Raw genomic sequence first — 19,505 nt, 5'->3', positions numbered from 1 at the left:
ACGATGTTGCGAGACGGAGAGAGTCACTTCAAGATGGGTTCACCGCGCGCTTACGCAGCTCGTGGTGGATGCGCTGATGATGGCAGTGTGGCGTCGAGGCAAGACGGTGGCCTTGTTGCATCACTCGGACCAGGGCAGCCAGTACACCAGCGAGCACTTCCAGAAGCTGCTGGATGAACAAGGCATCACTTGCAGCATGAGCCGGGCCGGTGAGGTCTGGGACAACTCGGCCATGGAGAGCTTCTTCAGTTCCCTCAAGACCGAGCGCACGGCCAGGAAGGTGTACCGCACACGAGGGCAGGCCCGTTCAGATGTGTTCGATTACATCGAGTGCTTCTACAACCCGACGCGCCGGCATTCGACGCTCGGCTATCTCAGTCCCGTACAGTTCGAGAAAGCTCAAGAAGCTTAGGTCGGTGTCAACGGAACCGGCAGCAGCCCATTGGTCCCGCATGATCCAGTGGGTAAGTTATGCGCTCTTGCGCACGTTTGAGCTCCCATTGTTCAGGCGTTATTGTGCGGTGAACAGTGCTTTGTTTAATCATGTTTATGGGAATCCGTTTTCAATCATGCAGATAACAGTCTCCGCTCTTACATTCAGAAGAGCGCGTGAAACTCTTGCTTTCGAAAAGGGCGAGTGCCCAAAACATGGATCAATTGCGTGCGAAAGACAGCCAAATTGCCCCGAAGCCAGTTCGCGTCCAGCGGCTAGCGCTTAGGTTTCTAAATGGCTTCTGGCCCTACGGAACAGGAGCATAGCTCCACGAATCTGAAGCTGCTCTAACTATCTGCATCGTGTTCGAAGCTGGAAATCGAAGTGCACGAGCGAGCAGTTTTGAGTCCTAATTAGAGTTGAAATCGCGAGAGAGGAAGCTCAAAGTAGCTAGGGATAATTACGCAGTAAGCAGCAGCAATACATCTGTGTACCAAGCGCAATTCAAGCCAAGCGATTCGTCTTCGACGACATCTCGAGTTCGCATGTCCATTCGTGTGGAATGAACACCCAGCAATTGCCAAGCTTCCAACGAGCGAGCGCTATGGGCCGTGCGTCGGCGTCGCAGCACAGGGGATCCACTGCTACCACGGTGTGTCCTAGCATCTGTCAAAAAATAGCCTTGCCGCTGAAATCGCACGCCGTAGGCAGACGCAATAGATGCACTTCGCGCCACAGCCAAATAATGAACAGTGTCGTGAAATCCCAGAGGAAAACCAACGACTGTCAGATCATCGCCAATAGCCACATCCTCACTGCCTGCGTCTAAATTCGAGACGTTAAAAGCTCGCAGCAAGGTCTGCTCCGGCAATCGATCAACGGCAATCTCTATGGCCGCTATATCCACTGAACCAGCTGTGTCCGATGCCCTTTTCCAAAGTTCGGCTCCCTGGCTAAATAGTGGGATTGAGAAGATCGCAATTCTGCTCAGATCATTGGCAGACGTATGAAGCTCGATTTCGATCCGGTCAGGAAGATGCCTGGTGAGCTGGTCTTGCAAAACATGCGAGCTCGTCACTAAAAACAAGCGGGCGTCACGTTGGAAGAAGAAACCACTGGCATTTGTGAGGTGCTGCGAGCCCCAGTAGGTGCGTATGTGTGTCGTGGCTAGAAGGACTTCTTCGAGAGAATTTGGCGAATCAGAAGGAACTGTAGTCCAGCCCATATCAACCTTCATCAGAAACAGCAACTTGCTGGCTCTTAACCGGCTTGACTGCCGCAAACTTCACATGCGGATTGTCACCGGCATCTTGCTGAACCAGGGAGTCACCACTCACAAAAAACATCACTTTGACAGTGTGCCAAAAGGTAGGAGTAGATATGGGGATGGGGTTGGCTGACAGATAGGCTCCGGATCCAAATGACGATGCAGGATGGATCGCCTAGTCCCAGGCTACTCCTTTTAATGACCTTAAACGAGACTCGCGGAGAAAAGCTTAGGATTCTTCCCGCAACAGTGCTGGATCAGCAACACCATGCCAACTCCCAATGCCAGGCATCAGGATTGACGGATGTGCAACTTCAGCGCAGGCGTTAAATTAAGCTTCGAACCAATCAACATTGAGGGAGATTGCATAGCGTTGCTTCTTCCCATCAGCTCCAGTTCCGCCACCGCCAATGTAGGCATCGCACGAAGTGACCTGTGCAGCCAGTCCAGCTCGTTGCAGCATGGCTCTAAACGGGATGAGATCTCTCTTGGACAGTTGACCGATGCGCAATCCCTCTACCACCACTGACACTGCCATTTCAAAGCCTGCTTGTTCTTCTCCTGGAACAAGGAACGCCAAGCACTCTCGGTGGGCCGACTGACCAAAGGTGTTCCCTGCAATTCGAAAGATGTTCGAAGTGTGCTCGCCATCGTCAGCTACAGCCACCGACTCGCCTCTTGCCCAATGCTTTTTTGAAATCAATTTCTTCAATGCGATCGTCTTCGAAGGAGGGCGAGATAGGATCCTGGGTGAATGTGGCGGACCTCGTGAAAGAAGCCAGTACGCAAAGTACGACAGCCAGACCATCACGAAAAACAGAAGTATTTGCCCGTAGCCCATCTCGATCCTTTCATTGAAGCAGCCTTTCAGGCTAACTGATTGCAAGGTAGATTGGCTGCCGGGAAAAGATGACCTTCAAGTAGGCGCATCCAGCGCTTACAGATTGCCTGGCTACGTACGGACGCGACCGGATATGCTCCTCAAAGACGGAATTTCCCGCTCACAGTGCAGGCGATCAGAGGGGTTCACATTGGGTCTTGGCCCAGAGGAGTAGCTGAAGCTTGGTCACATGCCACAGACAGTCGTCGGGGCAAGGCGGTTGGTAGTGCATGACAAGTCATGATGGATGTAGTCCTTTGACGAAAGCCGTCTGTGTGCTATCCTGAACTTCCGGTCAGGGCATGCTTGCCCCTTGATCCATCAGAGTGCCTGGCTCTTACGCCATTCCGCACACCATCCTAGGCAAGCTCTCAAGCCACAATAAATTCCTAGGGTCGGCTTTCCCCTATTCTGCATTTATTTCTGGCGCCTCAAGCTCCACCGTTTCAGCGCGTGGAGCGCGCATGTATGTTCCAATTTTTTAAAGACACCAACAAAATCTCTCGTTATTTCATCTCGCCTGGCGTGAGTGAGCAGCCAGACGGCAAGTTTCAATCAGCCGTCTCTTTGAAATCTGGCCAAGGCTCTGTTACTCAAGACACCGTCTACACCTTCTCAAAGCTTTTTGAGACCGCTCAGGAAGCGTTCGATCATGCCAAGCATGAGGGCATGCAACTTGCCCTCTTGAAGTAACCCCGCGGACCATCACCAAGGACACACATTGAGCAAAGAAGACCTGATCGAAATGCAAGGGAAGATCGGAGAAATTCTCCCCGATGCAAGGTATCGAGTTACCCTGGATAACGGCCACACCTTGGTTGCGTACACAGGTGGAAAGATGCGAAAGCACCGAATCAAGATCATTGCGGGTGACAACGTAACTATTGAAATGTCACCTTATGACCTGACGAAGGGCAGAATTACTTTCCGTCACCTTCCCCCTCGATCAGGAACCGCAGGCGGTTCAAATAACTTCCGCAAACGGTAGGCGAATAATCCTTGCATCCCAACCGCCTCCGAGCGGTTTTTTATTGCCAAATGAGCGTGGAACTCTCTAACCACCAGACACCTCGACGGCTCTATCGCCATTTTCCCTACCATCGCACCACATGCACCCAACACTAGTCGCTCTAGCCCTGCTCCTGGCTTCACCGGCCATGGCTGCGAACTACGCCACCTGCATCCTAGATAAGGCTGGCCAGGTGCAGAACGACAAGGCGGCAATGGCTGCGGCTCAGGCTTGCCTAGTGTCCTTCCCTAGCGGTATTGAGGCCGTGAAGCCAGGTTCAGGACGCGAGCTCACTGGCTACGATTCCGGCGCTGAGTGCACAGCGAGGAAAGCTGCAGACACTCGAAGCGAGATGGCCGCGTACCAGATCAAGCGAGCTTGCATGAGGCTGTATGACGAGCCACAGACGCATACTCCATCCACCGGCCAGATTGATTAGCCAACCAAAAACCTGTTCCCGCTTGCATACTTGTAAACCGGCTTGCCTCCCGGAGCCGCTTCTGTGGTCATACCTGCAAGAAGACCTCCTGCCTGCACAAGCTGCCCAGTCTGCCGAATGAACATCGTCGATGGGGTGCTGTAGGTCCGGCCGCTGGCGGCATCCACCTGCTGATCGCATGGCGCGACTAGGCCTGCAGCGCGGTTAGCGTATTCGGCCAAAGCCATAGATGATCTCGCGTACCTTGTAGTCTTCCAGGAGTTGGGAAATCTCTTCGTCGTTCAGCTTCTTGCCGAGCAAACTAATCAAAGTCATTCGGTTTGTTCGTTAAAGAGGAAAGGTGGAGGAATTGTGCTGGAGGGACTTCGATCGTGGCCGATTGTGCCCAATGGCGAGCGGCAGCTCTTGGCCGAGAGCACCACTTCGGTCAAACCCCTCGAAAGCTGTGGCTGGTTGGTTTGCTCCTGCCAGTGATGGACAGCTTTGGGGAGCCACAGCGATCGCATGCTTCCGGCCAGGAGCAGACTCTCGCTCATTCCTTAAATGCTATCTACATACACCCTAAAACTGCTCGATGAGCTTTGCGCAAAGTCGAAGGACCAATACTCTGAGGGTGGCATCCTTTGGACCTTTGTCGAGGCTGCGAACCAAGCTCATTTTCGATTCAAGGACTCGCGCCGAGAACCGCAAGCCGGTGCAATGGATGTGAAGCAACTCGGGGCTTGGGTTCAAGGGGCTCTTGGAGGCGCGAGCAACCCTCAAGAGCTCGCGGTAGTCTCAACCAGCATCGCCAATGAGCTTCTGCGGGCGCTGAAGGATGACCTTCAGGTCGATGATATTTTGTGGGCTTTTGAAGATGGAGGGACCGAAATGACCGGCAATATCTACATGGCACGCAATTTCGACAACCGCTACTTCGCATTGGAAATGTGGTGGTCTATAGACTGAGCTTGCCCCGAAATCCACGGCTGGCGAGCAGCTTTCAGTAGATGCCAAAGTCAGCTTTGGGCAAAGCCGCAAGACCGCTCTGGGTCGATAGCGCCACTTCAGCTTGCGTAAAAGCTGTCCTTCGGTCAGCCGTTAGCACGCTTGTGCGAAAGGAAGAAGCGCAGCATCTCGGCGCTGGCGTCGATTCCTCCTGGCGTGGTGTAGCTGCCCTCTGAGCTGCCGCCAGACCATGCGTGGCCTGCGCCATGCAGTTGCCAGTGTTCAATGGCGGTACTTCCGTCGGCCGCGACATAGGAAGAGCGGGTGAATCGCTGGCGGTTCGGCGCATGGCCCTGGATGACGCGAGGTGCGTCTTGGGGACTTTGCGCGCTGCGTGCAGCATTCACCACGGCCGCGCCGTTGTCGTGGTGCACCATCTTGTCGGCATCGCCGTGAAACACGATCACTGGACACACGCTGGGACCGCTGGCCGAACCTGATGCTGTACCTCTTCGCATCGCGTCGAGGGCTGATGGCAGATTGGACGCAGCACCGGCGGGCAAGCCCGAATGCACACCCACGGCGGCGAACAGCTCAGGATAGGTGCGTCCCAATATGTCCGCCATTGCACCTCCAGCCGATAGTCCGGCGACATAGACACGCGATGCATCCGCGCCATGGTCAGCCACCATCTGGCGTGTGAGGCCCGCCAGCAGTGCTGGCTCGCCCCGGCCTCGCTGCTGATGCTGGGCCTTGAACCAGTTCCAGCATTTTTGCGAGTTCGCATGCTGTGTTTGTTCAGGATAGAGCACCCATACACCAGCCCTGCGTGCGTGGTCATTCATGCGCGTGCCGGCGGCGAAGTCTTCCGGCCCTTGGGTGCAACCGTGCAGCATGAGGATGAGCGGCCGAGGCCCCGCTTCAAGTGCACTGCCCGGCGGCACATACAGCCGATAGGCCAGCTGCCGGCCTCCGTGCGAATAGCTGCCGCGCAGCCATTGCTCGTCGCCGGAGGTGTCTGCCTGCGATGAGCCCGCAGGCACGGCGAGTTCGGGAGCATCGTCGATGAAACGGGCTTTGGCATCGATGATCCAGCCTTCCTCCCTAGGACTGGTTGCGGCTGTCTTGCCGTGGGGCGCGGGCGCGCTTTCGCCTCGCAACGTGCGCTGAATCAGCTCGGTTGCTTCCAGCAAATTGCCAGTGCGCGTCAGGCGTGTAGCCTCTCCGAGCATGTCGTGAAAAAGCTGTTTCATGGAATGGTTCTCAGGTAATGCGGCCGGCCAGAGCGGCACGAACGGCGGGGCTGGCCTGGAGCGCTCCCAGCACCGTGATGGATTCGATGGTTTCTGCGGCCAGCTGCGCACTCACGTCCTGCGCGATGCTGGCCAAGCCCAGCACCCGGATCTGCAGTTTTTCCCCGGCAGCCTGCACTCGCATGAGATCGGCCTGGGAGAAATGCTGCATACCCAGAACCAGCATCTTGCGGGCGACGACCTGTTGCAACGCGTCCGCGTGGCTGCGCAGGTGATTGCGTATCGCTGTACGGATGAAATCACTGCGGTTTGCGTAGAAGCCCTCGGCGACCAGCAGGTCGATTTGGCCCAGGTCGACATAACCCAGATTGATGGTGAGCTTCTCGGATTCGCTCACGCGAGGGGTGGAGGTGGTTGTAGCCATAGAACATCCTTATGCCATCTATATGGATGGTATGAGGATGGTTTCAAGGTCTGACGGTTCAATTTAGCGCTGCACGTTGTGTGGTGTCGGGTGGACGGGCTCTCCAGCGTGTCCGTTACCATCATTGCCCTGTCACGTCTAGGCCGTAAGGTGGCCGAGTCGGGCCACCGCGCCCGGCGTTGCTCAGCCATGCGCCAGGAGGCTTCATGCAAGATTTGCAGGCAGGCTCGCCGCACGGCCCTTCCGTTTGGGGCCCGCCCGGCGAACGGTTCAATACTTGGAGTCATCTGGCAGCCCTGCCCGTGGGCCTGGCGGCCAGTGTGGTTCTCATCTGCGAAACGGTGGCCGGCGGCGATGCGCGCAGGATTGTGGGCGCTGTGGTGTTTGGCCTGTCTCTGGCGGCGCTGTTTGGCGCATCGGCCCTCTTTCATGGCTGTACCGGGGTGCGCAAGCGTTTCTGGCAGCGCGCCGACCACGCCTGCATTTACCTGCTGATTGCCGGCAGCCACACGCCCTTTGCCTTGCTGGCGCCCCCTAGCCTGTGGGCCTGGCTTCTGCTTGGCGGCGTATGGGGGCTCGCATTCCAGGGTGCGATACGTGCACTGGGTTTCGATTCGCCGCCGCGCCTGTCCCTGTACATCAGCCTTGGCTGGCTCAGCTTGGGGGGCGCGGTGCCGGTGGCCTTTCGCCATGGTGCGCAGACCCTGGCCTGGCTGCTCGCCGGCGGACTGCTCTATTCGGTAGGAACGGTGTTCTACCGTCGTCTGGCGAGCATGCGCCACGCGCACGGCATCTGGCATCTGTTCGTGGTTGCCGGCAGCGCCTGCCATACCGTCGCGGTAGCCGGTTTGCTCGCCTGACCTCCTGCCATTCATGGCTTCGACGCTCCGCCGGCCGTTTTCTCAGACATTCAATAGCGGAAAGATCAAGGGGCGGACGGTGAAGGCGCGGTTGCTCAAGGATTGAGGGATTCCAGGCGCATCAGTCGGTGTTCGAGCGTGATGCCTTCATCGTGGCGCCCCGAAGGGGGCGGCCCGCCTCGGTGCAATGCCGGGTGCTGGGTGCCAGCATCAGCGGGTTCACAAGCACTTGGTGTGAGCAGCCATCCTCGATCCGCTTTGGCCGCAATGCCCCCTGCTCAAGGGGCACAAGCTCTAAGGAAAACCCCTCGTCAGTCGGACTGGCGCGTGGCGATATGACGTAGGACGATTGGCGACGGAGTTTTGCACGAAGAGCAAGGTCATTCCCTCTTGAGTTAACCGGGCGGGGCTACAGATACCGACTGAGAATTGTCGGCGGCGAGGGGAATCGCTTCGCACCAGGAAAGTCAATGACCGGTTCCGGCAGCCGCTGACATTAGATTTGGACTTCCTGCATCCCCGGTGACTGCCGGCTACCGAGGGACTGCTGCGGACCTGAAAACCATCATTGGGGAAGTGACTGTTTTGGCTCTCTGAAAGAGCGCTATGACTAGGTGAGCGGTAGTTTACCCAGCTGCAATCAGCGGCTGCAACCGCTGCGAAGTTGCCAATCGGCGGGAATCCACCAACGGCAGTTCAGGGTCGGTAGCGCCCATCATGCTCTGAAATAGCGGTCATCTAGCAGTTAGTTGTAGTGCCTTGATGACCAGCGTCGGCTACTATCCTGAAAGCCGTCACTGATCGGGCTCGAACATCGGCGCGCGGCTGGCGGATATGCGGTTGTGACCGAACTCGCGCGATGAGGCCACCAGTGGCAGCAACCGCTGCAATGCAGTCATCAGCAGGATCCGTTCCGGAAAACTGCGAGTCCTTGTGAAAAAACAAAAGGCCGCAAACCTAAGTTTGCAGCCTTTGTTTTTTGTGGTACTTTAAGTGGTACAAAACTCAAATTCTTTTTGCAAGCCTTTGAATTTTAAGCCATCTTGGCGGAAACGGAGGGATTCGAACCCTCGATGAGGCTCTACACCCCATACTCCCTTAGCAGGGGAGCACCTTCGGCCACTCGGTCACGTTTCCAATACAGCTATTCTAACCTGAAAAATCAGGCCGATTTGGAAACTTCTGCGGAATCCAGACCAAAAGCGGTGTGCAGCGCGCGAACGGCCAGTTCCAGGTACTTCTCATCGATCACGACCGAGGTCTTGATTTCGGAGGTGGAAATCATCTGGATGTTGATGCCCTCTTCGGCCAGTGCGCGGAACATCGTCGATGCGACGCCCACGTGGCTGCGCATGCCGATGCCGACAATGCTCACCTTGCAGATGTTGGGGTTGCCGATGACTTCGTCAGCGCCGAGCTTGGGCACCACTTCGTCGCGCAGCAGCTCAACGGTGCGGTTGAAGTCGCCCTGGTTCACGGTGAAGCTGAAGTCGGTCTTGCCGTCCTTGCCGATGTTTTGCAGGATCACGTCCACATCGATGTTGGCGTCTGCCACCGGACCCAGGATCTGGTAGGCGATGCCGGGGGTGTCAGGCACGCCACGGACAGAGATTTTGGCTTCGCTGCGGTTGAAAGCGATACCGGATACGACGGCCTTTTCCATCTTTTCGTCTTCCTCAAATGTGATCAGAGTGCCCGATTTGGCCTCTTCATCCAATGCAATATCCCAGGGCGTGAAGCTCGACAGCACACGCATTGGCACTTTGTACTTGCCGGCAAATTCCACCGAGCGGATCTGCAGCACCTTGGAGCCCAGGCTCGCCATCTCCAGCATTTCCTCGAAGCTCACGGTTTTGAGGCGCTGTGCGGCCGACACCACACGCGGGTCGGTGGTGTAGACACCATCAACGTCGGTATAAATCAGGCACTCGGCGGCCTTGAGGGCGGCTGCCACGGCGACGGCCGAGGTGTCCGAGCCGCCACGGCCCAGGGTCGTGATGTTGCCGTTCGGGTCAATGCCCTGGAAACCGGTGACGATCACCACGCGGCCGGCGTCCAGATCGGCCCGCACGCGCTGGTCATCGATCGATTCAATACGCGCCTTGGTGTAGCTGTCGTCGGTGCGCACCGGCACCTGCCAGCCGGTGTAGCTGACCGAAGGAACGCCCTCGGCCTGCAGCGCAATGGCCAGCAGGGCCGACGAAGCCTGCTCGCCAGTGGCGGCCAGCATGTCCAGCTCACGGTAATAGGACTTGTCTGCGCGGCTGGGTGCCAGCTCACTGGCCAGACCCAACAGACGGTTGGTTTCGCCACTCATGGCGCTGGGCACCACCACCATCTGGTGGCCAGCCCTTGCCCACTTGGCGACGCGTTTGGCGACATTGCGGATGCGCTCGGAAGAGCCCATCGACGTGCCGCCGTACTTATGAACGATCAGTGCCATTGAATATCACGATGACGAAACACGAAGCTCGGCGTTGATGCAAAGTGTTTTGGCACGCCGTCGGAATCGTACATTAGTCAGACCAAAACTGGCGGATTGTACCAATCGATGACATCTCTGTGGCGCTGTATATACCCATGGCCCACTTTTATATGGATTTGGTGGCCCCGCGTGGTGCAGCGCCGCAGCTGCAGCAGCAGTTGCGCCAACTGCGCGGCACTGGGCGTTTGGCCATGGGCTGTGCGCAACCAGTAGCGCAAGACATTGGCCATGCGGGCCTCGGTCAGCGCCTGCAGCGCGCGAATGCGCGGTGGCGAGCCCGTGGCCTGCAGGTCGATCTGCGCCAGGTCATCGAGCAGTTCGGCCGCCTGCGCCGCATGGGCGCTGCTGCGTGCCACCGTCTGCGCGATCTGCGGAAAGGCCTGCACCAGTGCGGGCAAGACCTGCTGGCGGATGCGGTTGCGTGTGTAGCGCGTGTCGGTGTTGCTGGGGTCTTCCACCCAGGCAATGCCCAACGCAGCCAGATCAGCGCGGATCTGCGCACTGCCCAGCGCCAGATAGGGCCGCGCCCACTGCAGGCCTGCGCGCTGCCACTGCGGGCGCATGCCTGCCAGCCCGGCCACCCCGGCGCCGCGCGACAGTGCCAGCACCACGGTCTCGACCTGGTCATCGGCATGCTGGGCCAGCGCAATGGTCTGGATGGCGCCCTGCCCTGCATCAGCGGCAGCCAGCACGGCCTCGGTCAGCGCCCGGTAGCGCGCAATGCGTGCCGCATCCTCCGGGCTTTGGCCAGGTTGCGCATGCGCGTTCACCGCCGCCACCTGCAAGGGCACTGCCCAGGCAGTGCATTGGGCACGGCAATGGGCCTCAAACACAGCCGCCGCGGCCTGCAGCCCGTGGTTGATGTGGATGGCATGCACCTGGCCGGGAAAGCGCTGCAGGCAGGCCCAGAGCAACGCCGTGGAATCCGCCCCGCCGCTGTAGGCTACCGCCAGTGGCAGTGCGGGCTGCCAGCCGTTCAGCGCAGCAACAATGGCGGGCTCAGCCATGGCGCACACTCCACAGCAAAAAGCCTCCGCAACGGGAGGCTTGGCAGCAGCAGCGGCGCAGCATCAGCAGCGGCCGGCAGCAGGCATCAATGTTCTGCCTTGGTGTCCGAGAAACGGCCATAGCTTTGCAGGCGCTCATAGCGGCGGTCCAGCAGCTCGGCGGGCTTGAGGTCAGCCAGCTGGCGGAAGGCATCGCTCAGGCCGCGCTTGAGCAGTGCCGCCATTTGCTTATGGTCACGGTGGGCACCGCCCACAGGCTCGTGGATGATCTTGTCGATCAGACCCAAGGCCTTGAGGCGGTGCGCGGTGATGCCCATCGCATCGGCCGCTTCCTGGGCCTTGTCGCTGGTCTTCCACAAGATGGAGGCGCAGCCTTCGGGGCTGATCGTCGAGTACACCGAGTACTGCAGCATCAGCACCTGGTCGGCCACCGAGATACCCAGCGCGCCGCCGGAGCCGCCTTCACCGATGATGGTGGAGATGATCGGCACTTCCAGCTGCGCCATTTCATAGATGTTGCGGCCAATGGCTTCAGACTGGCCGCGCTCTTCGGCATCAATGCCGGGGTAGGCGCCGGGCGTGTCGACAAAGGTGAACACCGGCAGCTTGAACTTCTCGGCGGTCTTCATCAGGCGCAGTGCCTTGCGGTAGCCTTCGGGCTTGCTCATGCCAAAGTTGCGCAGGGTGCGCTCCTTGGTGTCGCGGCCTTTTTGGTGTCCCACCACCATGCAGGGGTTGCCATTGAAGCGTGCCAGGCCGCCCACGATGGACAGGTCGTCGGCAAAGTGGCGGTCACCATGCATTTCAACGAAATCGGTGAAGATCTCGTTCACATAGTCCAGGGTGTAGGGGCGCTCGGGATGGCGTGCGATCTTGGTGATCTGCCAGGGGGAGAGCTCGCTGTAGATGTCCTTGGTCAGCTGCTGGCTTTTCTTGCTGAGCTGATCGATCTCTTCAGAGATATCGACTGCGCTTTCGCTTTGCACATAGCGCAGTTCATCAATTTTGGTTTCCAGCTCCGCAATCGGTTGCTCGAAATCCAGGAATGTTCTTTTCGCCAAAATGATTCTCCTCGAGAAAAGCTGCAGGCAGCCTTCTCATAACGACCGACAGTGTAACCGCATGCGGCCAAACCAGATCAATCTGCATCCTGCCCCAGTGGCATGGCATTCTGGGATCGCCAGATCAGCCAGGCCGCCACACTGGCCCAGGGTTGCCAGGCCTGGGCCACCTCGCGCGCATCGCTGCGGCTGACGGCCTCGCCCGAAAAATAATGGTCGCTGATGCCCTGCAGCAGCGCGGCGTCGTCGATGGCCAGCACATTGGGCCGCCCCAGATGGAACAGCAGAAACATCTCCGCGCCCCAGCGTGCGATGCCGCGCTGCGCCAGCAGCTGCTCAATGACGGCATCATCGTCGACATGCACCCAGGACAGCGCATCCTTGGGCTCCTGCACAAACCACTGGGCGAGATCGCGCAGATAGCCCAGCTTGCGCTGCGGCAGGCGGATGGCCTTGGCGGCCTCGTCCGTCAGCGCCAGCATGGCCTTGGGCGTGGCTGCGCCCAGCGCTGCCACCAGCCGCTTCCACAGCTGGCGCGCCGAATTGTCGGACAGTTGCTGCCAGACCACCGAGCGCATCAGCAGCGCAAAGCCGTCCGCCTCGCGGCGCAGCATCTCACCGGCATACAGCGGCGCGAGCCGGCGCATCACCCGGTCCTTGCGGGCCAGGTGTTTGCAGGCGGCAGCCCAGTCTTCCGCTGACAGCGGTTTGTTGCTGATACCAGGCATAGGGCTAGACGGACCGCGTCAACGCCAGGGACAAAGTCAGACTACCCACAGCGCGCATCAGGCCCCTGCCTGCACGACCGTCCAGGTCGTGCCTTGGGCGGAGTCCTTGAGCTCCACCCCTTGGGCCAGCAGCTCGGCGCGGATGCGGTCGGATTCCGCATAGTTCTTGGCCGCCTTGGCTGCAGCTCGCAGTGCAATCTGCGCCTCCACATAAGCGGCATCCACGCTAGCACCCGCTTGCAGGTAGGCGGCAGGGTCGGCCTGCAGCAAACCCAAGGTAGCTGCCAGTGCCTTGAGCAGGCCTGCCACCGCAGGCGATTTGCTGCGGTTGACTTCGGCAGCCAGCTCAAACAGCACCGCCACCGCCTCTGGCGTGCCAAAGTCCTCGTCCATCGCCGCCTTGAAGCGCGCTGCGCTCGGCTGGCTCCAGTCGATCGTTACCGGCTCTGCCGGCACCAGGCTCAGCGCGGTGTAGAGGCGCTTCAGGGCATTGCGGGCATCGTCCAGATGCACATCGCTGTAATTGAGCGGGCTGCGGTAATGGGTGCGCACCACAAAGAAGCGGATGGTTTCTGCGTCATAGCGCTTGAGCACATCGCGGATCGTGAAGAAATTGCCCAGGGACTTGGACATCTTCTCGTTGTCAACGTTGATGAAGCCGTTGTGCATCCACATCCTGGCCAGCGGCTGGCCGTGTGCGCCTTCGCTCTGCGCAATTTCGTTTTCGTGGTGGGGGAACTGCAGGTCAGCGCCGCCGCCATGGATGTCGAAAGTCTCGCCCAGCAGCGCGCAGCTCATCGCCGAGCACTCGATGTGCCAGCCCGGCCGGCCCGTGCCATAGCTGCTTTGCCACTTGGCCTCGTCCGGCTCGGTGGGTTTGGCGCTCTTCCACAGCACAAAATCCAGTGGGTCATCCTTGCCGTCCTGCACGGCCACGCGTTCACCGGCATTGAGCTCATCGAGCGACTTGCCCGACAGCTTGCCGTAGCCCGGAAACTTGCGCACGGCGTAGTTCACATCGCCGCCCTCGGTGCGGTAGGCCAGGCCTTTTTCCTCCAGCTGCGAGATGATGGACAGCATCTGCGGCACGTACTCGGTCGCACGGGGCTCATGGGTGGGGCGCTCGATGCCCAGTGCATCGGCGTCCTGGTGCAGGGCCTCGATCATGCGGTCGGTCAGGCTGCGGATGGTCTCGCCATTCTCCACAGCGCGGCGGATGATCTTGTCCTCGATGTCGGTGACATTGCGCACATAGGTCACCTTGAGGCCGCTGACACGCAACCAGCGCTGCACCACATCGAACGCCAGCATCGAGCGCGCATGTCCCAGATGACAGAGGTCATAGACCGTCATGCCGCATACATACATGCGGACATGGCCCTGCTCGATCGGAACAAATGACTCCAGCGCACGCGAAAGCGTGTTGTAGATGCGCAAACTCATGAAAAATTAGCGTGGTTGTGGTTGAGAGGGAAGGACGCCTGGCGCCCCACTCCGGTCCGCACCCACCCTCTGCAAAGAGACTGGTGTGCGGGTTGTGCAGAGCCTGCTTGGGGCAGAGCCGCCCGGCAGGAACCGCCGAACCATGTATGGTAGCTGATGCCGACACCATGCCCTGCAAACCATGGCCGCCCGCCGTTCCGGGGCGCCAGCCCCCTCAGCTACAATGCGCTGCAGTATAAGCCTGCAGGCCACTTGCACGCGCCCAGCGTGCCCGAACCCTATGAAGTTAGTCAGTTGCCTTTTCTCCCCCCTGATGCCTCGTGCTGCCTTGCTGGCGCTCGCACTGAGCTGCGGTGCCGCCTATGCGGACGATTACGCAGCCGTGGAAAAGCTGATCCAGTCCGGCCAGACCGCATTGGCCCTGGAGCAGCTGGAGCCCAAGATCCAGCAAGCGCCGCGTGACCCGCAATGGCGCTTTTTGCAAGGCGTGGCCCAGATGAATGCCGGCCAGCGCGATGAAGCCACCGCCACCTTCGAAAAGCTGGTGCAGGAATACCGCGAGCTGCCCGAGCCCTACAACAACCTGGCCGTGCTCTACGCCCAGAACAACCAGCTGGAAAAAGCCAGCCGTGCGCTGCAGGATGCCGTGCGGGCCAACCCCGGCTATGCCACCGCTTATGAGAATCTGGGCGACATCTATATCCGCCTGGCCGAGCAATCACTGAGCAAGGCCAGCAGCCTGGCGCCCGCCCAGCAGGCGCGGCTGCAGCCCAAGATCAGCAGCCTGCGTCTGCTGGTGACGCGGGCCCAGCCTGCAGCAGCCGCAGCGCCAGCCACTGCCGCACCGGCGGCACCGGCAGCGGCGCCTGACGCAAAAAAGTAAAGGCCTTGCCTTGAATCTTGCACCGTTGGCCCTCAAGTCGGTGCAACGCCCACGCTGCAACGCCGATGACTTGCGCGCAGCGCAGCATGCATTGCGGACAGCGCAGTGCCCTGTGCTGGCCATCTACCGTAATTGACCACAGAGGAAACCGATGCCTACCAAACGACACACTCTTTCCATTCTGGGCGGCCTGGCACTGGCCGGCGGCATGTTGCTGACCAGCGCTGCACAGGCGGCTGACCAGCCCCGCGTGAAACTGGCTACCTCGATGGGCGACATCGTCGTGGAACTCAATCCAGAAAAAGCGCCCAAGACGGTGGCCAACTTCCTGCAGTACGTGAACGACAAGTTCTACGACGGCACGATCTTCCACCGCGTGATCGGCAACTTCATGATCCAGGGCGGTGGCTTTACCCCCGACATGCAGCAAAAGCCTGCACGCTCGCCCATCCCGCTGGAGGCCAACAACGGCCTCAAGAACAACACTTACACCATTGCAATGGCCCGCACGGCTGTGCCCGATTCGGCCACCGCGCAGTTCTTCATCAATGTGCAGAACAACGATTCGCTGAACGCCCCCAACCCCGATGGCCACGGCTACGCAGTGTTTGGCAAGGTGGTCAGCGGCAATGATGTGGTCGACAAGATCAAGGCGGTGCAAACCGGCAATGCCGGCCCGCACCAGAACGTGCCCAAGACCCCGGTCATCATCAAGTCGGCTACCGTCGTCAAGTAAATGGCTATGCCGCCGGCCTCAACCCGGCCAGCGGCGCCCTTCCCACCTTTCTCAACAGGAAACACACCATGAGCAATCCACAAGTTGAACTGCATATCAAAGACTACGGCGTGATCACGCTGGAACTCGACGCAGACAAAGCCCCCAAGTCCACCGAGAACTTCCTGAGCTACGTCAAAAGCGGCCACTATGACGGCACGATCTTCCACCGCGTGATCAACAGCTTCATGATCCAGGGCGGCGGCTTTGCTTCGGGCATGGACCAGAAGTCCACCCAGACCCCCATCCAGAACGAAGCCCAGAACGGCCTGAAGAACGACCAGTACACCGTGGCCATGGCCCGCACCAGCGATCCGCACTCGGCCACCGCCCAGTTCTTCATCAACGTCGCCAAGAACGACTTCCTGAACCACACCTCGCCCACCCCCAGCGGCTGGGGCTATGCCGTGTTCGGCAAGGTGGTCAAGGGCAACGACGTGGTCGACAAGATCAAGGCCGTCAAGACCGGCTCCAAGGGCATGCACCAAGACGTGCCCAAGGAAGAAGTGCTGATCGAAAAGGCTGTGGCGCTGTAACAGGCCGCCACCATCTGCATGGACAGCCCGACCGACACCCGAGCCGCAGACCCCGATGAGGCGCTGCGCGCCCAGTTGGCCACCACGGCAGTCCATGCCTTCGCTGCGCCCCCCGCCTGGCGCAGCATCGAATTCATCTCCGATCTGCATCTGCAACCCCAGCTGCCTCTGACCTGGCGCAGCTGGCAGCGGTACCTGCAAGCCAGTACGGCCGATGCGATCTTCATGCTGGGCGACCTGTTCGAAGCCTGGGTCGGCGACGATGCGCTCGACGAGGCAGACAGCTTTGAAGCGGCCTGCGCCCAGACCCTGCGCGAGGCCAGTGGCCAGCGCGCCCTTTTCTTCATGCACGGCAACCGCGACTTTCTGATTGGCGCGCAGTTTGCCCAACGCAGCGGCATGCAATTGCTGCCCGATCCCAGTTGCCTGGCGTTTCTGGGCCAGCGCTGGCTGCTCAGCCATGGCGATGCGCTGTGCGTCGAAGACAGCGAGTACCAGCGTTTTCGTGCGGTGGCACGCAGCCCCGCCTGGCAGCAGCAAATTCTGGCCCAGCCGCTGGCCCAGCGCCGCCAGCTGGCAGGCGCCATGCGCAGCCAGAGCGAGGCGCGCCGCATGCGCGAGGTCATCACCGCCGATGTGGATACGAAGGCCGCCCTGGCCTGGTTGCAGCAGGCCCAGGCGCCCACGCTGATCCACGGCCACACCCACCGCCCTGCCAGCCACCCCTTGGATGCAGACCACCAGCGCGTGGTACTGACCGATTGGGACACCGACCTGGAGCCGGCACGCGCCGAAGTGCTGCGCATCGATGCCGCAGGCCTGCAGCGCATCGCGCTGGACGACTACCTGGCCCGGCCGCCACAGCCGGGCGCGCGCTGATCCCATGGCCTGGCTGCACCGCACCTGGTCACGCCTGCGCGCACTGGCGCGCCCCGTGCCCGAGATACCTGCCGCCCTGTGGCTGCAGGTGCTGCAAAAATACCCTTTTCTGCAAGCGCTGTCGCTCGAAGAAAAAGCCAAGCTGCGCGCCCTCAGCGCACTGTTTCTGCGCCAAAAGCAGTTCTCGGGTGCGCATGGTCTGGTGGTGAGCGATGCGATGGCGCTGACCATTGCCGCCCAGGCCTGCGTGCCGCTGCTCCACCGGGGCGAGGCGCAGCAGGCCATAGCGCTCTACGATGATTTTGTCGGCATCGTTGTACACCCTGGCACCATGGTGGCTGCGCGCGACATGCATGACGAGGCGGGCCTTATCTCGCACCGGCGCATGATGCTCGAAGGCGAAGCCATGCAGCATGGGCCCGTCACCTTGAGCTGGGCGGCCATTGCGCAAGACCCGCTGCAGCAAAACGAGCGCGGCACCAGCGTCGTCATCCACGAGTTCTGCCACAAGATCGACATGCGCAACGGCGGGGCCGATGGCTACCCGTCGCTGCCTGGCCATTTTCTGGGCCTGGCCAGCGCGGCCGAAGCACGCCAGACCTGGGAGCGCACCTGGGCATCGGCCTTTGATGCCTTTCGCCATGCGATTGCCAAATCCCAGCGCTTTGGCGAGCCCGCACCCTGGCTGGACAGCTATGGCGCCACCGCCCCGGCCGAGTTTTTTGCGGTCGCCTGCGAGGCCTTTTTTGTCAACCGCCGCCACTTTGCCGAGGAATGGCCGCAGCTCGACCGTATGCTCGCCGGTCTGTTCCGCCCGGATGCCGGCTAAACAATCAAGACGTTAGACGCGCTACGCCCCGGTCAGCGCCTGCAGCCAGGCGATGCTGTCCTGCAGCTCTTGCGGGTGCAGCTCATGGCGGCAGGGGTACTCGTGGTAGCTCAGGTCTACAGGCGTGGCCTGCAGGGCCGCGCGAATCGCATGGGCCTGCGCCAGCGGAATCACATTGTCGGCCGTGCCATGGCTGATCCAGGCTTTGCGGCCGGCCAGCTGACCGGGAGCCACCTGCTCGGCGGCCATCTCAGGCAAGAGGCGGCTGTGCCACACCAGGATGGCCTGCAGCAGCTGCGGCTCGGTCAGCAGCGCCGACAGCGCCATGATGCCGCCCTGGCTGAAGCCGCCCACCACCACCCGCTCGGCAGGAATCTGCAAGGCCTGGGCCGCCTGAGCACAGGTCTGGGCGACGAGCGCACGGCTGGCTTTCTCCTGCGCAGTATCGATGGTGCGGCTGCCATCGGGGTTCACCCCAAACTGGAACCAGGCATAGCTGCCGGGGCCCAAGGTATAAGGCGCGCGCAGGCTCAGCACATGGAACGCCGGTGGCACCATGCCCGCCAGGCCAAACAGATCCTGCTCGTTGCTGCCCACGCCATGCATCAGCACCAGCAACCAGGGTGCGCGGGTATCCGGCGCAGCGGCACGGTACAGGTGGTCAAGGGGAAGTTTCAACATGGCAGCCCTGGTCAAAAAATTGGCTGCATCGTACCGCAGCCTTGGCAACCATGGCGGGAAGCACAGCAAAACGCCTTGCGGCGGCTGAGGCCGTTGCACCGCCGCTGGCACCCCAGCCCGCCACAGATGGCTTATTTCTTCTGGTGCACAGCCACCCAGGCCAGAAAGCGCTCCATGTAGTTGCGCAAGAACTTTTCGCTGGCCTCGGCCACCTTGCCATCGGCGCTGACCAGGCCATCGGCCCAGCGGATAAAGCCTTCAGGCTGCGCCATCGCAGGCATGTCCAGAAACACCAGAATGTTGCGCAGGTGCTGCTGAGCCATCGACGTGGCCGGACCACCCGTCGAGGTGCCGATGATGCCGGCGGGAATGCCGTTCCACGCGCCACTGCCATAAGGGCGGCTGGCGCCGTCGAGTGCATTTTTCAAATAAGCCGGCACCGAGTGGTTGTGCTCAGGCGTCACGAACAGGATGCCGTTCTTGCTGCGCACCTTGTCTTTGAAAGCGGTAAACGCTGCCGGGTAGGCGTCGGCGTCGTCGTCGCGGTTGTAGAACGGCAGCGCGCTCAGGTCGAGGAACTCAAAGTCCGCCTGGTCCTGCACCAGGTTCACCAGGCCATGCGCCAGTTGCTTGTTGATCGAGGTCTTGCTGTTGCTGCCAACGATGATGCCGATTTGGGGTTTTGCCACAGTCATTCTCACTTTCA

General features: G+C 60.4%; 21 protein-coding genes and 1 tRNA gene. 10 read left to right on the top strand and 12 right to left on the bottom strand.

What is annotated here, in order from left to right; all coding sequences use genetic code 11:
• On the top strand, positions 1-412 hold a 412-nt coding region (locus ACCQ08_RS22425; protein WP_373451045.1), incomplete at its 5' end, for an IS3 family transposase.
• Positions 413-893: 481 nt separating this feature from the next.
• Here ACCQ08_RS22425 and ACCQ08_RS22420 read toward each other — a convergent pair.
• Entirely contained in the window at positions 894-1,682 is a 789-nt protein-coding gene (locus tag ACCQ08_RS22420) for a serine protease (RefSeq protein WP_373451044.1), read from the bottom strand.
• Positions 1,683-2,031: 349 nt separating this feature from the next.
• Positions 2,032-2,412, bottom strand: a complete 381-nt coding sequence (locus ACCQ08_RS22415; RefSeq protein ID WP_373451043.1) for a hypothetical protein — start codon at positions 2,410-2,412, stop codon at positions 2,032-2,034.
• A 636-nt stretch (positions 2,413-3,048) separates the two neighbouring features.
• Between ACCQ08_RS22415 and ACCQ08_RS22410 the strand changes: the two genes are divergently transcribed.
• The 3 genes from ACCQ08_RS22410 to ACCQ08_RS22400 all read left to right on the top strand — a co-directional run bounded on the left by ACCQ08_RS22410 (position 3,049) and on the right by ACCQ08_RS22400 (position 4,976).
• The gene (locus tag ACCQ08_RS22410) at positions 3,049-3,273 is read left to right on the top strand and encodes a hypothetical protein (protein WP_373451042.1); all 225 of its coding nucleotides are present in this window, start codon (positions 3,049-3,051) and stop codon (positions 3,271-3,273) included.
• A 28-nt stretch (positions 3,274-3,301) separates the two neighbouring features.
• A complete protein-coding gene (gene infA / locus ACCQ08_RS22405; protein ID WP_133859181.1) occupies positions 3,302-3,568 on the top strand; it encodes a translation initiation factor IF-1 in 267 nt (88 codons plus the stop codon).
• A 1,159-nt stretch (positions 3,569-4,727) separates the two neighbouring features.
• The gene (locus ACCQ08_RS22400) at positions 4,728-4,976 is read left to right on the top strand and encodes a hypothetical protein (protein WP_373451041.1); all 249 of its coding nucleotides are present in this window, start codon (positions 4,728-4,730) and stop codon (positions 4,974-4,976) included.
• A 125-nt stretch (positions 4,977-5,101) separates the two neighbouring features.
• On the opposite strand, the gene ACCQ08_RS22395 is transcribed toward ACCQ08_RS22400, so the two are convergent.
• Together ACCQ08_RS22395 and ACCQ08_RS22390 are read right to left on the bottom strand one after the other, a co-directional pair.
• Positions 5,102-6,208, bottom strand: a complete 1,107-nt coding sequence (locus ACCQ08_RS22395) for a PHB depolymerase family esterase (protein WP_373451040.1) — start codon at positions 6,206-6,208, stop codon at positions 5,102-5,104.
• Positions 6,209-6,218: 10 nt separating this feature from the next.
• Complete coding sequence (locus ACCQ08_RS22390) at positions 6,219-6,632, bottom strand: CopG family transcriptional regulator (RefSeq protein ID WP_279212865.1); 414 nt, start codon at positions 6,630-6,632, stop codon at positions 6,219-6,221.
• Between the two features lie 206 nt (positions 6,633-6,838).
• Between ACCQ08_RS22390 and ACCQ08_RS22385 the strand changes: the two genes are divergently transcribed.
• Positions 6,839-7,492, top strand: a complete 654-nt coding sequence (locus ACCQ08_RS22385) for a hemolysin III family protein (RefSeq protein WP_373451039.1) — start codon at positions 6,839-6,841, stop codon at positions 7,490-7,492.
• Between the two features lie 1,044 nt (positions 7,493-8,536).
• On the opposite strand, the gene ACCQ08_RS22380 is transcribed toward ACCQ08_RS22385, so the two are convergent.
• The 6 genes from ACCQ08_RS22380 to cysS all read right to left on the bottom strand — a co-directional run bounded on the left by ACCQ08_RS22380 (position 8,537) and on the right by cysS (position 14,216).
• Positions 8,537-8,629, bottom strand: a tRNA-Ser gene (locus ACCQ08_RS22380).
• Between the two features lie 25 nt (positions 8,630-8,654).
• Positions 8,655-9,935 (bottom strand): aspartate kinase, encoded by a 1,281-nt coding sequence (locus ACCQ08_RS22375; protein WP_239808701.1) that lies wholly within the window; start codon positions 9,933-9,935, stop codon positions 8,655-8,657.
• 77 nt (positions 9,936-10,012) lie between these two features.
• The gene (gene tilS, locus ACCQ08_RS22370) at positions 10,013-10,984 is read right to left on the bottom strand and encodes a tRNA lysidine(34) synthetase TilS (protein WP_373451038.1); all 972 of its coding nucleotides are present in this window, start codon (positions 10,982-10,984) and stop codon (positions 10,013-10,015) included.
• A gap of 86 nt (positions 10,985-11,070) precedes the next feature.
• Positions 11,071-12,045, bottom strand: coding sequence for an acetyl-CoA carboxylase carboxyltransferase subunit alpha (locus tag ACCQ08_RS22365; RefSeq protein WP_116925082.1), 975 nt, complete (start codon positions 12,043-12,045; stop codon positions 11,071-11,073).
• Between the two features lie 77 nt (positions 12,046-12,122).
• Positions 12,123-12,773: a DNA-3-methyladenine glycosylase 2 family protein gene (locus ACCQ08_RS22360; RefSeq protein WP_312463300.1), complete on the bottom strand. Its 651-nt coding sequence runs from the start codon at positions 12,771-12,773 to the stop codon at positions 12,123-12,125.
• Between the two features lie 57 nt (positions 12,774-12,830).
• Positions 12,831-14,216, bottom strand: coding sequence for a cysteine--tRNA ligase (cysS, locus tag ACCQ08_RS22355; protein ID WP_239808704.1), 1,386 nt, complete (start codon positions 14,214-14,216; stop codon positions 12,831-12,833).
• Positions 14,217-14,529: 313 nt separating this feature from the next.
• Between cysS and ACCQ08_RS22350 the strand changes: the two genes are divergently transcribed.
• From ACCQ08_RS22350 to ACCQ08_RS22330, 5 genes are all read left to right on the top strand, one after another.
• Positions 14,530-15,099, top strand: coding sequence for a tetratricopeptide repeat protein (locus ACCQ08_RS22350; protein WP_373451037.1), 570 nt, complete (start codon positions 14,530-14,532; stop codon positions 15,097-15,099).
• Positions 15,100-15,307: 208 nt separating this feature from the next.
• Positions 15,308-15,835 (top strand): peptidylprolyl isomerase, encoded by a 528-nt coding sequence (locus tag ACCQ08_RS22345; RefSeq protein WP_021026743.1) that lies wholly within the window; start codon positions 15,308-15,310, stop codon positions 15,833-15,835.
• Between the two features lie 68 nt (positions 15,836-15,903).
• Positions 15,904-16,410, top strand: a complete 507-nt coding sequence (locus ACCQ08_RS22340) for a peptidylprolyl isomerase (protein ID WP_239808706.1) — start codon at positions 15,904-15,906, stop codon at positions 16,408-16,410.
• An 18-nt stretch (positions 16,411-16,428) separates the two neighbouring features.
• Positions 16,429-17,289 (top strand): UDP-2,3-diacylglucosamine diphosphatase, encoded by an 861-nt coding sequence (locus ACCQ08_RS22335; protein ID WP_239808707.1) that lies wholly within the window; start codon positions 16,429-16,431, stop codon positions 17,287-17,289.
• Between the two features lie 4 nt (positions 17,290-17,293).
• Positions 17,294-18,118, top strand: a complete 825-nt coding sequence (locus ACCQ08_RS22330; RefSeq protein WP_312415494.1) for a zinc-dependent peptidase — start codon at positions 17,294-17,296, stop codon at positions 18,116-18,118.
• Positions 18,119-18,139: 21 nt separating this feature from the next.
• On the opposite strand, the gene ACCQ08_RS22325 is transcribed toward ACCQ08_RS22330, so the two are convergent.
• Complete coding sequence (locus tag ACCQ08_RS22325; protein WP_373451036.1) at positions 18,140-18,799, bottom strand: alpha/beta hydrolase; 660 nt, start codon at positions 18,797-18,799, stop codon at positions 18,140-18,142.
• Positions 18,800-18,930: 131 nt separating this feature from the next.
• Positions 18,931-19,488 (bottom strand): NADPH-dependent FMN reductase, encoded by a 558-nt coding sequence (locus ACCQ08_RS22320; protein WP_373451035.1) that lies wholly within the window; start codon positions 19,486-19,488, stop codon positions 18,931-18,933.
• Positions 19,489-19,505 lie beyond the last annotated feature (17 nt).

Source organism: Comamonas sp. SY3 (assembly GCF_041730275.1).
GTDB classification, from domain to species: Bacteria; Pseudomonadota; Gammaproteobacteria; order Burkholderiales; family Burkholderiaceae_C; genus Comamonas; species Comamonas sediminis.
Note: the sequence above shows the minus strand (reverse complement) of the source record. Positions and strands in the feature narration are given on the sequence as shown.